Origin of the sequence: Metabacillus malikii, assembly GCF_030813355.1 — a bacterium.
GTDB lineage: Bacteria > Bacillota > Bacilli > Bacillales > Bacillaceae > Metabacillus > Metabacillus malikii.
In genome coordinates this window covers 16,757-32,623 of record NZ_JAUSUD010000035.1, presented here as the reverse complement: position 1 = coordinate 32,623, position 15,867 = coordinate 16,757, and the positions used below count along the sequence as shown (strand labels likewise).

Here is a 15,867-nt window from a genome sequence, read left to right as displayed (position 1 = left end):
TTCGCTCGACTTGCATGTATTAGGCACGCCGCCAGCGTTCGTCCTGAGCCAGGATCAAACTCTCCAATAAAGTGTTTGATTGCTCAATAGTTTTTGTACATATAATGTACGATTGTTGTTAATAAAAATTAACGTTGGCACGCTTGGTTTTGTTTAGTTTTCAAAGAACATTTGTTAAAGCAACTATATTAGAATAACACATTTGATGTTATTTAGTCAACAACTTTTTTCGAGTTGTTTTGTTGCTCAACAAGCAACGTATTCAAATATAACACCGAACCCGGATTAGTGCAAGGTTTTTTTAAAAGAATAATAAATTTATCATTTTAATAGAAACATTAGATTAGATTTATATTAGTTTTGTCTCTATAAACTACTATAAACATAACTAAATAATTAGATTCTCCTCAATAAATTCTAGATGCAGAAGTATGCGGGTGTCTATAAATAGTTAGAACGTTCAAACGACCCCATTATGCTCAATCCATTCCTTTATCATCTGTTAATGAAGCCGAACTATTATTAATTACTATCCCTTAACCTTGGATTATTAAAAGTCACTATATGAATGCGTACAATACATGAACCAATCAAATACAATAGGATAATAGCATTAAACCCCTTTGTATTATTTATACAAAGGGGTTAGGAATAAAAGTAACATTACCATATTGAAAAAGATACCTATTCATATATCCTATTTCTGTCTCATATGCGGGAACAGTAAAACATCTCTTATTGAAGGTGAGTTTGTTAATAACATTACTAATCGGTCAATACCGATTCCTAATCCACCTGTAGGAGGCATACCATATTCAAGTGCCTCAATGAAATCTTCATCCATCATATGAGCTTCATCATTTCCTTGCTCACGCTCTTTTAACTGAGCCTCAAAACGTTCTTTTTGGTCGATCGGATCATTTAACTCTGTAAATGCGTTCGCGTGTTCTCTTGCCACAATGAATAATTCAAACCGATCAGTAAAACGAGGATCCTCATCATTTTTCTTTGCAAGTGGTGAGATTTCTACTGGGTGACCATAAATAAATGTTGGTTGTATAAGCTTTTCTTCAACTTTTTGCTCAAAGAATTCATTTACTATATGGCCATACAACATATGTTCTCCAATTTCAACTCCATGTTGTTTAGCAAGTGTTCTCGCTTCTTCTATAGTCATTTCCTTCCAGAAGTCTGCTCCAGTATATTCTTTTATTGCATCTACCATGTGAAGTCTTGTCCATTTTGGCTCTAAATTCACTTCATAATCACCATATTGTACAGTTGTCGTTCCTAATACTTCCTTTGCAATATGAGCTATTAAGTTTTCTGTTAGTTCCATAATATCTTGATAGTCTGCATATGCTTCATATAATTCAATCATCGTAAATTCAGGATTATGTCTAGTAGATATACCTTCATTTCTAAACACTCGGCCAATTTCATATACCTTTTCCATTCCACCTACGATTAATCGTTTTAAATGGAGTTCAATTGCAATTCTCATATAAAGAGGCATATCCAAAGCATTATGATGTGTAATAAATGGTCGCGCAGATGCTCCACCAGGGATTACATGCATTGTTGGTGTTTCTACCTCAAGATATCCGTGATCATCGAGGTATCTTCGCATCGCTTGAATTATTTTACTTCTTGAGATAAATGTACTTTTACTTTCAGGACTCATAATTAAATCTACATATCTTTGACGATATCGTTGTTCAATGTCTTTTAATCCATGGAATTTGTCCGGTAAAGGTCTTAATGACTTCGTTAAGAGCTCAAATGTACTAACCTTAATAGATAGTTCCCCAACCTTTGTTTTAAATACGTTACCTGTTACACCAACAATATCGCCAAGATCTGCTGTGGTGAATAGTTCATATGCCTCTTCGCCTACCGCATCTTTTCGTACATAGATTTGGATTTGACCCGATAAATCTTGGATATGCGCAAAACCCGCTTTTCCTTTGCCACGTTTGGTCATAATACGTCCAGCAATTGTAACTTGGATTTCTTGACTATCTAAATCATCTTTACTCATTTCATTGTATCGTTTTACTATTTCTTGGGACTGATGGGTCCTTTCAAACCGCTTACCAAATGGATCTAGTCCACTCTCTCTTAAATTATGTAACTTTTCTCGTCTGACCCGTAATTGGTCATTTAATTCTTCATGATTCATTTCTTCTGAACTCATAGTTACAACTCCTAAATTTAAATTTTCCGGTACTGTTAATTTATTGTTAATGTCAAAGAGTCCATTGTCACCTTATGGTTTTGATAATATATGATACATCTGTCTATATTCAACAATTGTGTATACATAACTTTAGAAATAAATTGAATTAACAACATCTAATTAACGTTACCCTGTATAACTTATAGTAATTTAGAATATCTAGTTTTTAAATTGATAAATCTATCCTAATTTCTTAAACGTGATTCAAACCTAGTTTACCATACTATATAGAAAATTTTCATTTCCTTTACAAAAACAGAAAACTGCCAGGTTTACTGGCAGTAAAACAAACCAACCGACGACAACAAGCACATACTCACTTAGAATAACTATAACATATTCTCTTTGGTGTCTATGAATTCATCTATTAATCCAATATCACCAGTTTTACATGCTTATAAACCCCTATTAGCCATCATCTTGGATTTAATTCATCCACTGTAATGTTTAACGCATTAGCAACATCTTCAATAAACTTTTCACTTGGTTCGCGATTTCCTCTTTCAATTTCTCCTAAAACTGAAACAGATACCCCTAAGTTATTAGCAAAGCCTTCTTGGGTAAAGCCCTTTAACTTTCGAAAAGCGCGAATACGTCTACCCCATTTTTCTGCTTCCATATTCGAACTCCTTCTTTATCCTGTAATTGATTAATAATATCAGCAATTGGTTTATCTATACCAGGAATATATATATCTTTTTGTATCTCATATAAAGGTATAAGAACAAATGATCGCTCGTGCATTCTTGGATGTGGAATAATTAACTGCTCTGTTACAATATTTTCATGATTATAAAGCAAAATGTCAAGGTCCAATGTACGAGGTCCCCATCTCACAATACGTTTTCGGTCAAAATCATTTTCAATTGATTGAAGTACTTCTAACATTTCTATTGGAGCTAAGTCAGTTTTTACTTCAATAACCATGTTTAAGAAATGATCTTGATTTGTAAAGCCCACTGGTTCTGTTTCATAAATAGAGGAAATATCCAATACTTGAATATTAGTATGCAAATGTATTTCTCTTATAGCCTTTAATAAATATTCTTCTTTATTCCCCATATTAGAGCCTAACGAGATATAAGACTTCACCATTAGCTTCTACCTCGAATAATTTCAATAGCAACATTACTGTAATGACCTGGTATCGGCGGGTCCGGTTTTATTAATTTTATCTTGCAACTACTCACGATCGAGAAATGACTTAATATTTCCTTGGCAATTTGTTCCGCTACAGATTCAATAAGTTTATATGGTCGTCCTTCAACTATATCCTTACAAATTGAATATAGTTGTGCATAGTTTACTGTATGATTTAAGTCATCCGTCTGTCCCGCTCTACTTAAATCTACTTCCACTGTTAAGTCGACTTTAAATCGTTGTCCTAATTTAGTCTCCTCAGCGAGAACACCGTGGTACCCGTAAAATTCCATGCCATTTACATAAATTTTATCAATAATGATTACCTCCCCTTAAGCATTGCATCCATCATTCGTGCCATTCTAGAGATCTCCAACACATCATGGACCCTAACAATTTGACATCCCCGCTCAATACCTAAACAAACCGTTGCACCAGTTCCTTCAACCCGTTCTTGTGGAGGAAGATCAAGCACATGTCCGATAAACCTTTTACGTGATGTGCCTAGTAGAACCGGATAACCAAGACTTGTAAACACGTTCAAATGATTCATAACCGTTAAATTATCATCCATTGTTTTAGCAAAGCCGACTCCTGGATCAAGAATAATATTCTCGTCACTCACGCCTGCACCTTTTACAATATCTACAGACTCCATTAAGTCTTGAACCATATCAGTTATTAAATCTGTATAATTCATGTTATCTCGATTATGCATGAGAATAATCGGTACATTGCAAGCTGCAGCTACCTTAGCCATCTCAGGATCTGCCTTAGCTCCCCAAATATCGTTAATAATTGTTGCTCCTGCCTCAACTGCTTGTTTAGCTACTTCAGCTTTATATGTATCAATAGAGATTGGAACATCTATTTCATTTGAAAGCTTACTTATCACTGGTATAACACGTTCCAGCTCCTCTTCAACTGAGACAGGCGCAAAACCAGGACGTGTAGATTCTCCACCAATATCTATAATATGCGCTCCGCATTCTACCATTTTTTTTGCATGTTCAATAGCTCTGTTTAAATCTGTATAACTGCCGCCATCTGAAAATGAATCGGGTGTTATATTCAAAATTCCCATAATAAGTGTTTTGTTACTATAATCAAGCGTGAATTTTCCACATGATAATACTTGCTCATTAAGTTCAGCCTTCATCTTTTACACATTCCTTTACATCTCATCTATTTTTAATAGTTTGGTCCGATAATTGGTATATAACTCATGTAATTTTAGGGTAATCTCGCCATCATTCCCTAAGAACTCTTGACTTCCAATTCTTTTTATTGGAATGATCTGTTGCGAAGAATTTGTGACAAAGATTTCAGTCGCGCTTAACATTTCTTCTTTTCTATACATCCCTTCGAAATAACAAATATTCAATTTTTTTAGGCACTTTTTTACAAATTCTCTTGTTATTCCATTTAAAATACCTGTTTCTAGTGAAGGTGTGTACACAATGTCATCGTTCCTCCAAAATACGTTTGAGACAATTCCTTCAGCTACATAACCCTGTTCAGTGAGAAATATCCCTTCATAATCAGGGGCATGTTTTAACTCTCTTTTCCCTAATATATTGTTTAAATAATGATGTGATTTTAAGCGTACTTTTCCTTCAGGGGTATTTCTCCTCAACTCCAAGATTTCTGCATTCTTTTCTTGAAATAGATTTGTTGGAGCTTTCCTCAAGAAACAAAGGATAGTAGGTTGCTCATATTGCTGAGCTAATTTCCCTACTTCTCCTATACCTGCAGATATATTTAAACGCACTGTTACATCACTATTTTCACAGTCATTTAATGCTAAAAGGCGCTTGATAATATCCATTATCTCTTCTATACATATTTCATATGTTATACCTAATTCCCTAATTGCTAGTTGAAGTCTCTCTAAGTGGTCATACAATAGAAACGGGAATCCTTGATACACCCTAAATGTCTCAAAGGCTCCTAACCCATAAAGAAAGCCATGATCGAATGGAGAAATCGTGGCTTCAGTATCTTTTATGAACTTAGAATTACAATAGATATACATATTATGAACTCTTTTCCGCTACGCGATAATGATTAATGAAATTGGCTAACAAATCTTTTCCGAAAGATGTCATAATTGATTCAGGGTGGAATTGAACACCTTCAATTGGATATTCTTTATGACGTATTGCCATTATTTCATCTTCATCTGTCCATGCAGTTACGTCAAAACAGTCTGGCAATGTTTCATTTTTCACAATAAGTGAATGATAGCGAGTTGCTGTAAATGGATTTTGCAATCCCTTAAATATCGTTTCACCATTATGGTTTATTTCTGATGTTTTACCATGCATCATACGCTCAGCTCTTATAACATCTCCACCGAATACTTGTGCGATTGATTGATGCCCAAGACAAACTCCGAATATTGGGATTTTATTTGCGAAGTGTTTAATTGCCTCCATACTAATACCAGCCTCATTTGGACTACACGGCCCAGGAGATATCATGAGAAACTGCGGATTTAATGCTTCAATTTCCGGAATTGTTATTTCATCATTACGCTTTACAATTAACTCTTCACCTAATTCTCCTAAGTACTGAACTAAATTAAAAGTAAATGAATCATAGTTATCAATCATTAATATCACTAAACTCACCTCAACCTATTATTTTCTCTTCTTTACTCATCTCATATGCCTTCATTATTGCATGAGCCTTTTTTAACGACTCTTTATACTCATATTCAGGATTAGAATCAATCACAATTCCAGCACCTGATTGAACATAACCGTACCCATCTTTACTTAATAATGTTCTAATGACAATATTAAGCTCCATATTCCCATCAAAACCTATCCAGCCAATAGATCCCGTATAAAGACCTCGCCGAGTCGGTTCTAATTCCTCAATAATTTCCATCGTTCTTACTTTTGGTGCTCCTGTAATTGTACCACCTGGAAATGTTGCCTTAATAATATCTACAAAATCCGAGTCACTTCGTAACGTTCCTTTTACATTGGAAACTATGTGCATTACGTGAGAGTATTTTTCGATAACCATGAATTCATCTACATGAACAGTACCATACTCACACACTCTACCTAAATCATTTCTTTCAAGGTCTACAAGCATAACATGTTCTGCCCGTTCCTTCTCATTTTCTATTAGCTCCTGCGCCAACTTGATATCCTCTACTTCTGTCTTCCCTCTCGACCTAGTTCCTGCTATCGGTCGTGTACTTACAGTTAGCCCTTGCTTTTTTACTAATAATTCTGGTGACCCACTTATGACTTGTAGCTCAGGAAAATGTAAGTAAGCCATATATGGTGATGGGTTCACTTTTCTTAACTGTTCGTAAATAAATAGTGGTTGTTGCTCCAAGGGGAAATGTTGTCTCACTGATAAGTTTACTTGGAAGACATCGCCTTGTGAGATATACTCTTTAATCGTTTCAACTGCAGCAACAAATGAGTTTTTAGTAAACGAGATGGGCTCCTTATCAGAAGGTTTTTTAATTGGATTTTCCAGGTCATTGTAAGACTTTGGATTTTGTGTCCATTTTTCCTTTAACTTCTCTAACTTCTTTTCAGCTATTGTTACATGTTGATTTTGATAATAATGAGTTATTAACCAGAGTTTAGATGTTTCGTGGTCATATACTGCTATATCGTCAAAAATCAAAAAGTATAAATCCGGGGTATCCAGATCATCAGATGCGTGATTAGGCAGTTTTTCAAAATACCTAACACAATCATAACTGATAAACCCAATCGCTCCACCTTGAAAATCTGGTAGACTAGTATTTGTTTCGGTTTTATATAGATTGAGCCACTCCTGGAATAACTCAAGTGGTTGTCCATTTCGTTCTGTCTTACCATTCACATCATGAATAACCAATTTATTATCCTTACCCATTATTGTCGCAATTGGATTTATTCCAGCTATACTATATTTCCCTCCACGACCACTTTCAAGGAAAGCATGCAACTCTTCATCTTTACATAAAAACTTGTACTGTTCAAAGAAGTCACCTTTATATTCAAAACTCATGCCTATAGATGATCTTTGCTGCATATTCAACCTCTCCTTTAAAACTCTTATTTATATTTTACATAATTGTCTGGGAGAAGCTATAAGGAATTTTACTTTTTGTTAATATATTTCCTGAACACTGCAATTTTTCTAAGACTTAAGCTTTATTTCGTTCTCAGTTAATATTGCGCGACTACCCGTTTGTATCTTTAAGGTTTTTGAACTTCAGAGCTTCGGCAACAATTTTTCACTAACAAACTTCAAGTATCCCTCTACAGAGTCATAATTAATCCGCCCAAGGGTTTCAATATGAGTCCTTTACCTTTAAGTTAACAAGCAATTTGTCTTCGTTCAGTAGTGCCTTAATTAGATCCTACAACCCAAATTAAGGTACTACAATTTACTCAGCATAAAGCCAAACCAAAAAAGGGAGACTATTGTCACCCTTCTTTTATAAGATATGATATTTTGAAGAATCAATCGTATTGATATAATGGAGTACTTAAATAACGTTCACCGTTATCAGGAATTACAGCTAGAACTTTCTTACCTTTACCAAGTTCTTTAGCTACTTTTAATGCTGCAAAAATTGCAGCTCCTGAAGAAATTCCGCCGAGGATCCCTTCTTCTCTTCCTGCTCTTCTTGATGTCTCAAAAGCCTCTTCATTTTTTACAGTTATTACTTCATCATATACATTTGTATTTAAGACGTCAGGAACAAAACCTGCACCAATACCTTGAATTTTGTGTGGACCAGGTTTTCCACCTGATAGTACTGGTGAGTCAGTTGGTTCTACTGCATATATTTTAATTTCCGGATAATTCTCTCTCAACACAGAACCTGCACCTGTAATTGTACCGCCTGTTCCAATTCCAGAAATAAATGCATCTAATTGGTCACCCATTTGTTCAACGATTTCCTTACCTGTTGTTAGGCGGTGAATTTCTGGATTTGCTTCATTTTTGAACTGTTGAGCTAAGAAATATCCATTTTCTTTTGCTAATTCTTCAGCTTTACGAATTGCACCATTCATTCCTTCAGCGCCTGGAGTTAATACTAATTCTGCACCGTACGCACGTAATAAGTTTCTACGCTCTAAACTCATTGTATCAGGCATTACTAAAATCGCTTTCAATCCTTTTGCTGCTGCAACCATTGCTAAACCGATTCCAGTGTTACCACTAGTAGGTTCAATAAGAGTATCTCCAGCTTTTAACTCTCCACTCTTTTCAGCAGCTTCAATCATCGCCAAACCAATTCTATCTTTAACACTACTACCTGGGTTGAAGTACTCAAGTTTTAAGTATACATCTGCACTGTTGTCATCAACTAATCTGTTTAATTTTACGATCGGTGTTTCGCCGATTAATTCATGTATAGAGTTTGCTACACGTGCCATATTGTTTCCTCCTCTATCCCGAGTAAATTTATTGGATTTATAAGTAATATATCAATTCCTTGATAAATTGTCAAAACATTTTATCTGTTACAAACAATTTACTAATCACCATAAATCCATTTAACACCCACTTCATTCCATAGTGGTTCCACAGTGACATTCCCTTGCATTTGTTCAAGTGCAATTTGCCTACGTATTTGACTTTTAACTTCTCCATAACTATACGATTTTCCTTCTTGTTTTTTATGAAGGAAGAGAATGGCATAACCTGTATCAACCCGTATTGGCTTAGACCATTCCCCACTACTTAATTCATGTGCGCTATCTATATATGCTTTTGGTATGAAGTCATTTTTTTCAGATACAAAACCAATATCACCACCAGAGTGGGCAGTGAATTCATCTGTTGATTTCTCAAGTGCAAGAACATCAAAACTAGATCCATTCTCAAGTTCCTTAATGATATGATTTGCAGCTTCCTTTGTTTCAACAACAATATGAGCTAAATGGTAAGAGTCCTCTATAGAATATGAGTCTTTATTCATTTCATAAAATTCTTTTAGTTCTTGTTCAGAAACAGATACATCTTTTGTTAATAATTCCTCAAGTAGGATACTATAGCGTATTTGTTCATGTATTTCATCTACATCAAGTTGTCCTTCACCTTTGGAATTATTCATTGCTTGATAAACTGCAAATTCTCTTTCTATATCTTCCTCAGAAACCTTAATTTGGTGTTCTTCAGCTAATTGCATAACAACTTCCTTATTTATTAGCTCTGTTAATATTTCCTTACCATATCTCTCTTCAAGTATATCCAACCACTCTTGCTTTGTTATGCTCTCTTCTCCAACTGTTGCAATAGATTCTTCTGATGTTGTGGGTGTATACACATCTTTAGTTTTTGTAAAGTAAGCTAATGTGAAACAGTTTAAGACTACTAAACCAAAAATAACTCCCCATAATACTTTCCCACTCATCTATTCAACTCCTGTTTACTAAGGGCTACAATTTTTACTTTGCTTCATTTTTGAGATTTTCTAGGTCATCCTTTGATAAAAAATATTTTTCATTACAAAAATGGCATTGTGCCTCAGCTTGACCATCTTCATCAATCATTGCTTGTATCTCTTCTGTACCTAAACTAATAATCGCATTTTCGATTCTTTCTTTTGAGCATTGGCACTTAAATTGTAAAGGCTGCTTTTCTAAAAATTTAACATTCCCTTTACCAAGCACTTCCTCTAATATCTCCTCAGGTGTCAATCCACGTTGAATTAACTTAGAAATCGGGTCAATCTTATTTAACCTATCCTCGATTTTAGTAATTGTTTCATCGCTTGTACCAGGCATTAATTGAATAATAAACCCACCTGATGCCAAAATTGTATTATCTGGATTTACTAATACTCCGACACCTACAGATGATGGAACCTGTTCTGAAGTAACTAAATAGTATGTAAAATCTTCTCCTAGCTCTCCAGATACAATCGGAACTTGTCCAGAAAATTGGTCTCTTAATCCAAGGTCTTTAACAACTGTTAAATTTCCATCTGTACCTACTGCACGAGCTACATCTAACTTACCTTGTTCATTCAAATCAAAATGCACTTGTGGATTTGTGACATACCCTCGTACTTCGCCATTTGCATTACTATCTACAAGAATTGCACCTATTGGTCCTTTTCCCTCTATTTTTATTGTTATCTTAGCATCGCCCTTCATCATAGAGCCCATCATAACTCCAAAAGTCATCGAGCGTCCTAAAGCAGCAGAGGCTGTAGGCCAAGTTTGGTGCCTCCTTTGGGCTTCCGAAATCGTGTCTGTTGTTCTTGCTGCGTAGGCACGCACTTGATTATCAAATGCTAAAGCCTTAATTAAATAATCCATGTACTTACTCCCTTCAATTTTTAATGCTTCTCATAGAGACCTTCTCGACAATTTGATTATAATAAAGTAATTCGCCTCGTAACTAGTAAAAGGCCTCACTCGACCAATGTTTCTATTAGCCCTATTTAAAGCCTTCGGACTTTGTAGTTGCACCCTCTCATATTGCCGATATATATCTTTTTAATCATTTAAGGTATTACGGTCATAGATAAGTTGTAAACCCCGTAAAGTTAAAAATGGGTCAACAACATCTATACAATCTGACTCCTTTGCAATTAGTGAAGCTAATCCTCCAGTCGCAATTACCGTCGGAATAACATTCGCTTGATCTTTAATCCGTTTTACGATTCCTTCAACTTGTCCAACGTATCCATAAAGTATACCTGACTGCATGGCACTCACTGTATTTTTACCTATAATATTATCTGGTCTTGTAATTTCAATACGAGGTAGCTTGGCAGCTCTTGAATAAAGAGCTTCAGTTGAAATATTGATACCAGGTGCGATTGCGCCCCCCATATATTGCAAATCCTCGTTTATGTAACAATAAGTAGTAGCAGTTCCAAAATCAACGATTATTAACGGACCACCATATTCATAAATGCCAGCAACCGCATTAACGATTCGGTCTGCCCCTACTTCACGAGGATTGTCATATTTAATATTAAGTCCTGTCTTTATACCCGGTCCGACTACTAAAGGCTTTAACTTGAAATATTTATTGCACATTCTTTCTAATGCAAACATGATAGGTGGGACGACTGAAGAGATGATAATTCCTTCTATATCATCAAAAGTTATCCCTACGTGTTCGAAAAGACCTTTAATAACCATTCCAAATTCATCTTCTGTTTTATTTCTGCTAGTTTCTATTCTCCAATGATGCTTTAAATCAGTTGCCTCATATACACCTAATACTGTATTAGTATTTCCAACATCTAAAACTAGAATCATTTTATCACCACTTTATATTTGTCATATGTAGTATTTATATTCCGTTACATTTTATCACAAAGTTTCTTGTCTATGGAAAGTTGAACGATTCCTGAATAACGAAAAAAACCGATGACAATTATTATGTCATCGATTTATTCAGGCTTATTAAAGAACTATTAGGACTGTTCAGTCGGCCCTTCTTCGTCCTTTTTTGATTGAATATTTACTTTAACATCGTCAGATTTCTCAGCACTTGTCACTTCGTCACTATCTGATTTCACAGGACGATCTGGCAATTTGCCTTTTTCAACAAGACTTTGAATTTGTGCTGCATCAAGTGTTTCAACTTCAAGTAATGTTTGTGCAACCAATTCTAACTTATCACGATTTTCAGTTAGAATTTGTCTAGCACGCTCATAACTTTCTTTAATAAATCGTTGAATTTCCATATCAATTTCATGCGCAATAGCATCACTATAGTTTTGTTCATTATGAATGTCACGACCAAGGAACACTTGACCACCTTGTGATTGGCCAAATTGTAATGGTCCTAGCTTTTCACTCATACCGTATTCGGTTACCATTTTTCTCGCAATACCAGTTGCTCTTTGGAAGTCATTATGAGCTCCAGTACTTACTTCTCCAAATACGATTTCTTCTGCTACGCGACCACCAAGTAACCCAGTGATTTTATCTAAGAGCTCAGGTTTCGTCATGAAGTAGCGGTCTTCTTTTGGCAGCATAACCGCATATCCACCAGCCTGACCACGAGGAACAATCGTTACCTTATGTACCATATCAGCCTCGTCTAAAACTACACCTATAATTGTGTGCCCAGCTTCATGATAAGCAACAATATTTCTTTCCTTCTTAGATATGACGCGGCTCTTTTTGGCAGGACCAGCAATAACTCGGTCTGTCGCCTCATCAAGGTCTGAATTATCTATTTTCTTCTTATCTTGTCTTGCAGCAACTAGAGCTGCCTCATTAAGTAAGTTTTCTAAATCTGCGCCAGAGAACCCTGGTGTACGTGCTGCAATTGCCTTTAAATCAACACTTTCATCTAACGGTTTATTACGAGAGTGTACTTTTAGAACAGCTTCACGACCTGTAACGTCTGGTCTATCTACAGTAATTTGACGGTCAAAACGACCTGGTCTTAATAATGCAGGGTCAAGAATATCTGGTCTATTTGTAGCTGCAATGATGATAATACCTTCATTTGCACCAAAACCATCCATTTCAACTAAGAGTTGGTTAAGTGTTTGTTCACGCTCATCATGACCGCCACCTAGACCTGCTCCACGTTGACGACCAACAGCATCAATTTCGTCAATGAATATAATACATGGTGCATTCTTCTTTGCATTTTCAAATAAATCACGAACACGCGATGCACCGACACCGACAAACATTTCAACGAAATCAGAACCACTTATCGAGAAGAATGGTACTCCAGCCTCTCCCGCTACAGCTCTTGCTAGTAATGTTTTACCTGTACCTGGAGGTCCGTTTAATAGAACACCTTTAGGTATTCTTGCACCTAGTTCGGCAAACTTTCGAGGGTCTTTCAAGAACTCTACAACTTCAACAAGCTCTTGCTTCTCTTCATCAGCACCAGCTACATCTTTAAATTTAACTTTCTTCTTTTCTTCGCTATAAAGCTTAGCTTTACTTTTTCCAAAGTTCATAACACGACTTCCGCCGCCTTGAGCTTGGTTTAATAAGAAGAAGAATAAAATAAAGATAATAATAAACGGAATAATTGATGTAAAGAATGTAACCCATCCACTTGTTTCTTCAGCTGGTGCAATATTTAACCTATTTACATTATTTGCTTCAGCTGCTTCATCAACACGATTGAGTCCTTGTTCTGTTGGTATATAAGTTAGGAAGGATTCATCTTCTTTTGCATCCTTCATCTGTCCTCTAACTTCGAATACACCACGAACAGGCTGAATAGTCATTTCTTCAACTTTCCCATTATTTAAGTCAGAAATGAATTCATTATACGTAATTTGCTCTGTTTTCGGGTTAGTGCCAGTAAAAAAGCTAACTACCCCAATAATAACTAAAAATATAAGTAAATAAAATATGGTATTACGGAAGATCCGATTCATTCCTTACCTCCTCCCACAGTCAACACAACTATTTTAAATAGTATCATAGTAAATCATGGTAACACAATAAATTAAGCAGTTGAGCAATTCTGTGTTTTAATTTAGTTTATTACTTGTAAATTTCCGGTTTTAAAACGCCTATGTAAGGTAAATTTCGATACTTTTCCATATAATCAAGACCGTACCCTACGACAAATTCATCTGGAACTTTAAATCCTACATAATCAGCTTCAATATCTGCTTTTCGTCCTGTTGGCTTATCAAGCAAAGTCACAATTTTAATTGATTTTGCTTTTCGATAACGGAATAACTTAACTAAATAACTCAATGTTAAACCACTATCAATAATATCTTCAATAATTAAAATATTTCTACCTTCAACAGATGTATCAAGGTCTTTTATAATTTTAACCTCACCGGAAGATACTGTTGAAGTACCATAACTAGATACATCCATAAAGTCCATCTCTAAATATGTATCGATGTTCTTTAAAAGGTCACCCATAAAAGGCATTGCACCTTTTAACACACCAATTGCAAGTGGAAATTCATCCTTGTATTCTTCAGTGAGAACTTTGCCTAACTCTTTTACTTTTTGTTGAATTTGTTCTTCCGTTACTAAAACTTCTTCGATATCTTGTCTCATTAAATGTTTGCCCCCTAGAAGATCATTGCTCCTTATAATGCAATACTACATATACACCCTTATTTACTGACTTTGCTTCATACGTTGATTTTTTCAAACCAGGCAACCATAGTATGTTTCCATTTCCATCTAATACAATTGGCCATGAATCGCGATTTTGTAAAGGTACTTTCTCATTAATAAATATATCTTTTACTTTTTTTCGTCCATTCATGCCTTTTAGTGAAATTTTATCTCCCGGCTCTCGTGTACGTACTATAAGAGGCTTTACTAACGCAAGATCATCTATTATGAATGTTCTGTTATCACACCTCAATTGTGAAGCATTCCTTGTCATTTCACATGTGATTAAAAACCCATTAGGAAGTTTAATATCTGAAGGGATTTCAAGCTCATAATAATATTTGCTTGTTTTTTTATGTTCAAATGTAAACAAACAATACTGGTACGATTTAATCACTTTAAGACCCTCTGGGAAATCAAGTGAACCTGAAGGATGTTTTTTTGACATAAAAGTCAATAAACTTTCAATATGTATTGAAGAAAGAGAAGCTGGAATAGTTCCATATAGATAGTTTAATATTAGTTTAATCCCTCTTCTTTGTAAAGGCAAAGGTAGCTTTAAAAAGCCTATGATATCAATTTCTATATTTGTCTTTTCTTTTCTTTTCAATACTTTATTCAATTCTTCCCTCGTTAATTCCTGTAAATACGTTTCATCCTCTAATAAGGTTTCACTAAAATACTGAAATCTTTCATGAACAAGAGGGTTTTCCTTTTTCAAATAAGGTAAGATATATTTCCTAAATCGATTTCTTGTATAAATTGACTTCTCATTACTTGGATCGAACATAGGGACAATCTGATGTTCACTACAATAATTTAAGATTTCTTCTTTTGTCACTTTAAGTAATGGCCTAATAATGAAGCCGCTATGGAATTTTCGCTTCATTCTAATTCCTGCTAGGGATAATCCTGTACTGCCTCTTACTAATCGCATTAAAATTGTTTCAATTTGGTCATCCCCATGGTGCCCTAATGCCAAATAACGCGATTGATATTTGTCCATTACGTCTTTATAAAATTGATAACGACACTCCCTACTTGCTACTTGGGAGCTTTTTTGATGTCTACTTGCGTATTCTTGCACGTTTATTTGTATTGCTTCACAAGCTATTTCGAGCTCTTTACAAAGTGAAACCACATATTCGAGTTCCTTCTTAGATTGTTCACCTCTAAACATATGGTCAACATGTGCAACAACTAGTTTTAGACTTAGCTTATCTTTTATCTGATTTAACAAATGTAGTAAGGCCAATGAATCTGGACCTCCAGATACACCTACAACAATTGTTGAACCTTCTTCAATGAGTTGATAACTTTGAATAAGGTTATAAAATTTTTTCACAATTCTCCCTCTTTGTTTACACTTATTATTAAGTCCTTAACTACATTTAAATAGTTTCCACTATGCGCCCTTCACTTACT

15 protein-coding genes and 1 rRNA gene are annotated in these 15,867 nt (G+C 35.1%); all 16 read right to left on the bottom strand.

Translation table 11 applies throughout. From position 1 onward, the window contains the following. Nucleotides 1–70: ribosomal RNA gene (locus J2S19_RS21835) — 16S ribosomal RNA — on the bottom strand; the annotation flags it as partial. A 627-nt stretch (nucleotides 71–697) separates the two neighbouring features. Continuing rightward, nucleotides 698–2,197: a lysine--tRNA ligase gene (lysS, locus tag J2S19_RS21830; RefSeq protein ID WP_307346447.1), complete on the bottom strand. Its 1,500-nt coding sequence runs from the start codon at nucleotides 2,195–2,197 to the stop codon at nucleotides 698–700. A 457-nt stretch (nucleotides 2,198–2,654) separates the two neighbouring features. Beyond that, nucleotides 2,655–2,858, bottom strand: a complete 204-nt coding sequence (locus J2S19_RS21825; RefSeq protein ID WP_307346444.1) for a helix-turn-helix domain-containing protein — start codon at nucleotides 2,856–2,858, stop codon at nucleotides 2,655–2,657. Next, a complete protein-coding gene (folK, locus tag J2S19_RS21820; protein WP_307346442.1) occupies nucleotides 2,810–3,334 on the bottom strand; it encodes a 2-amino-4-hydroxy-6-hydroxymethyldihydropteridine diphosphokinase in 525 nt (174 codons plus the stop codon). The genes J2S19_RS21825 and folK overlap by 49 nt, the downstream gene beginning before the upstream one ends. Next, a complete protein-coding gene (gene folB / locus J2S19_RS21815) occupies nucleotides 3,334–3,696 on the bottom strand; it encodes a dihydroneopterin aldolase (protein WP_307346452.1) in 363 nt (120 codons plus the stop codon). Before folB ends, folK begins: the two co-directional genes overlap by 1 nt. Nucleotides 3,697–3,701: 5 nt before the next feature. Beyond that, complete coding sequence (gene folP / locus J2S19_RS21810; protein WP_307346439.1) at nucleotides 3,702–4,538, bottom strand: dihydropteroate synthase; 837 nt, start codon at nucleotides 4,536–4,538, stop codon at nucleotides 3,702–3,704. 15 nt (nucleotides 4,539–4,553) lie between these two features. Next, nucleotides 4,554–5,414 (bottom strand): aminodeoxychorismate lyase, encoded by an 861-nt coding sequence (gene pabC, locus J2S19_RS21805; RefSeq protein WP_307346436.1) that lies wholly within the window; start codon nucleotides 5,412–5,414, stop codon nucleotides 4,554–4,556. A 1-nt stretch (nucleotide 5,415) separates the two neighbouring features. Then, nucleotides 5,416–6,003 carry an aminodeoxychorismate/anthranilate synthase component II gene (pabA, locus tag J2S19_RS21800; protein ID WP_307346434.1) on the bottom strand — a complete coding sequence of 196 codons (588 nt, stop codon included), beginning with the start codon at nucleotides 6,001–6,003 and terminating at the stop codon, nucleotides 5,416–5,418. Between the two features lie 10 nt (nucleotides 6,004–6,013). Next, on the bottom strand, nucleotides 6,014–7,429 hold the full coding sequence (locus J2S19_RS21795; protein WP_307346430.1) for an anthranilate synthase component I family protein: 1,416 nt from the start codon (nucleotides 7,427–7,429) through the stop codon (nucleotides 6,014–6,016). A gap of 434 nt (nucleotides 7,430–7,863) precedes the next feature. Continuing rightward, the gene (gene cysK / locus J2S19_RS21790) at nucleotides 7,864–8,787 is read right to left on the bottom strand and encodes a cysteine synthase A (protein WP_307346427.1); all 924 of its coding nucleotides are present in this window, start codon (nucleotides 8,785–8,787) and stop codon (nucleotides 7,864–7,866) included. A 101-nt stretch (nucleotides 8,788–8,888) separates the two neighbouring features. Next, nucleotides 8,889–9,767: a peptidyl-prolyl cis-trans isomerase gene (locus J2S19_RS21785; protein ID WP_307346423.1), complete on the bottom strand. Its 879-nt coding sequence runs from the start codon at nucleotides 9,765–9,767 to the stop codon at nucleotides 8,889–8,891. A gap of 34 nt (nucleotides 9,768–9,801) precedes the next feature. Then, a complete protein-coding gene (hslO, locus tag J2S19_RS21780; protein ID WP_307346420.1) occupies nucleotides 9,802–10,677 on the bottom strand; it encodes an Hsp33 family molecular chaperone HslO in 876 nt (291 codons plus the stop codon). 180 nt (nucleotides 10,678–10,857) lie between these two features. Next, nucleotides 10,858–11,631 carry a type III pantothenate kinase gene (locus J2S19_RS21775; protein ID WP_307346417.1) on the bottom strand — a complete coding sequence of 258 codons (774 nt, stop codon included), beginning with the start codon at nucleotides 11,629–11,631 and terminating at the stop codon, nucleotides 10,858–10,860. Nucleotides 11,632–11,789: 158 nt separating this feature from the next. Then, nucleotides 11,790–13,733 carry an ATP-dependent zinc metalloprotease FtsH gene (gene ftsH, locus J2S19_RS21770; RefSeq protein WP_307346415.1) on the bottom strand — a complete coding sequence of 648 codons (1,944 nt, stop codon included), beginning with the start codon at nucleotides 13,731–13,733 and terminating at the stop codon, nucleotides 11,790–11,792. A 109-nt stretch (nucleotides 13,734–13,842) separates the two neighbouring features. Then, nucleotides 13,843–14,379: a hypoxanthine phosphoribosyltransferase gene (hpt, locus tag J2S19_RS21765; RefSeq protein WP_307346414.1), complete on the bottom strand. Its 537-nt coding sequence runs from the start codon at nucleotides 14,377–14,379 to the stop codon at nucleotides 13,843–13,845. A gap of 22 nt (nucleotides 14,380–14,401) precedes the next feature. Next, nucleotides 14,402–15,790: a tRNA lysidine(34) synthetase TilS gene (gene tilS, locus J2S19_RS21760; RefSeq protein WP_307346449.1), complete on the bottom strand. Its 1,389-nt coding sequence runs from the start codon at nucleotides 15,788–15,790 to the stop codon at nucleotides 14,402–14,404. Between the last annotated feature and the right edge of the window lie 77 nt (nucleotides 15,791–15,867).

Bases quoted from the DNA above. Each gene is read 5' to 3' on its own strand.
- lysS (WP_307346447.1), bottom strand. From the start codon at position 2,197: ATGAGTTCAGAAGAAATGAATCATGAAGAATTAAATGACCAATTACGG.
- J2S19_RS21825 (WP_307346444.1), bottom strand. From the start codon at position 2,858: ATGGAAGCAGAAAAATGGGGTAGACGTATTCGCGCTTTTCGAAAGTTA.
- folK (WP_307346442.1), bottom strand. From the start codon at position 3,334: ATGGTGAAGTCTTATATCTCGTTAGGCTCTAATATGGGGAATAAAGAA.
- folP (WP_307346439.1), bottom strand. From the start codon at position 4,538: ATGAAGGCTGAACTTAATGAGCAAGTATTATCATGTGGAAAATTCACG.
- pabC (WP_307346436.1), bottom strand. From the start codon at position 5,414: ATGTATATCTATTGTAATTCTAAGTTCATAAAAGATACTGAAGCCACG.
- J2S19_RS21795 (WP_307346430.1), bottom strand. From the start codon at position 7,429: ATGCAGCAAAGATCATCTATAGGCATGAGTTTTGAATATAAAGGTGAC.
- cysK (WP_307346427.1), bottom strand. From the start codon at position 8,787: ATGGCACGTGTAGCAAACTCTATACATGAATTAATCGGCGAAACACCG.
- J2S19_RS21785 (WP_307346423.1), bottom strand. From the start codon at position 9,767: ATGAGTGGGAAAGTATTATGGGGAGTTATTTTTGGTTTAGTAGTCTTA.
- hslO (WP_307346420.1), bottom strand. From the start codon at position 10,677: ATGGATTATTTAATTAAGGCTTTAGCATTTGATAATCAAGTGCGTGCC.
- J2S19_RS21775 (WP_307346417.1), bottom strand. From the start codon at position 11,631: ATGATTCTAGTTTTAGATGTTGGAAATACTAATACAGTATTAGGTGTA.
- ftsH (WP_307346415.1), bottom strand. From the start codon at position 13,733: ATGAATCGGATCTTCCGTAATACCATATTTTATTTACTTATATTTTTA.
- hpt (WP_307346414.1), bottom strand. From the start codon at position 14,379: ATGAGACAAGATATCGAAGAAGTTTTAGTAACGGAAGAACAAATTCAA.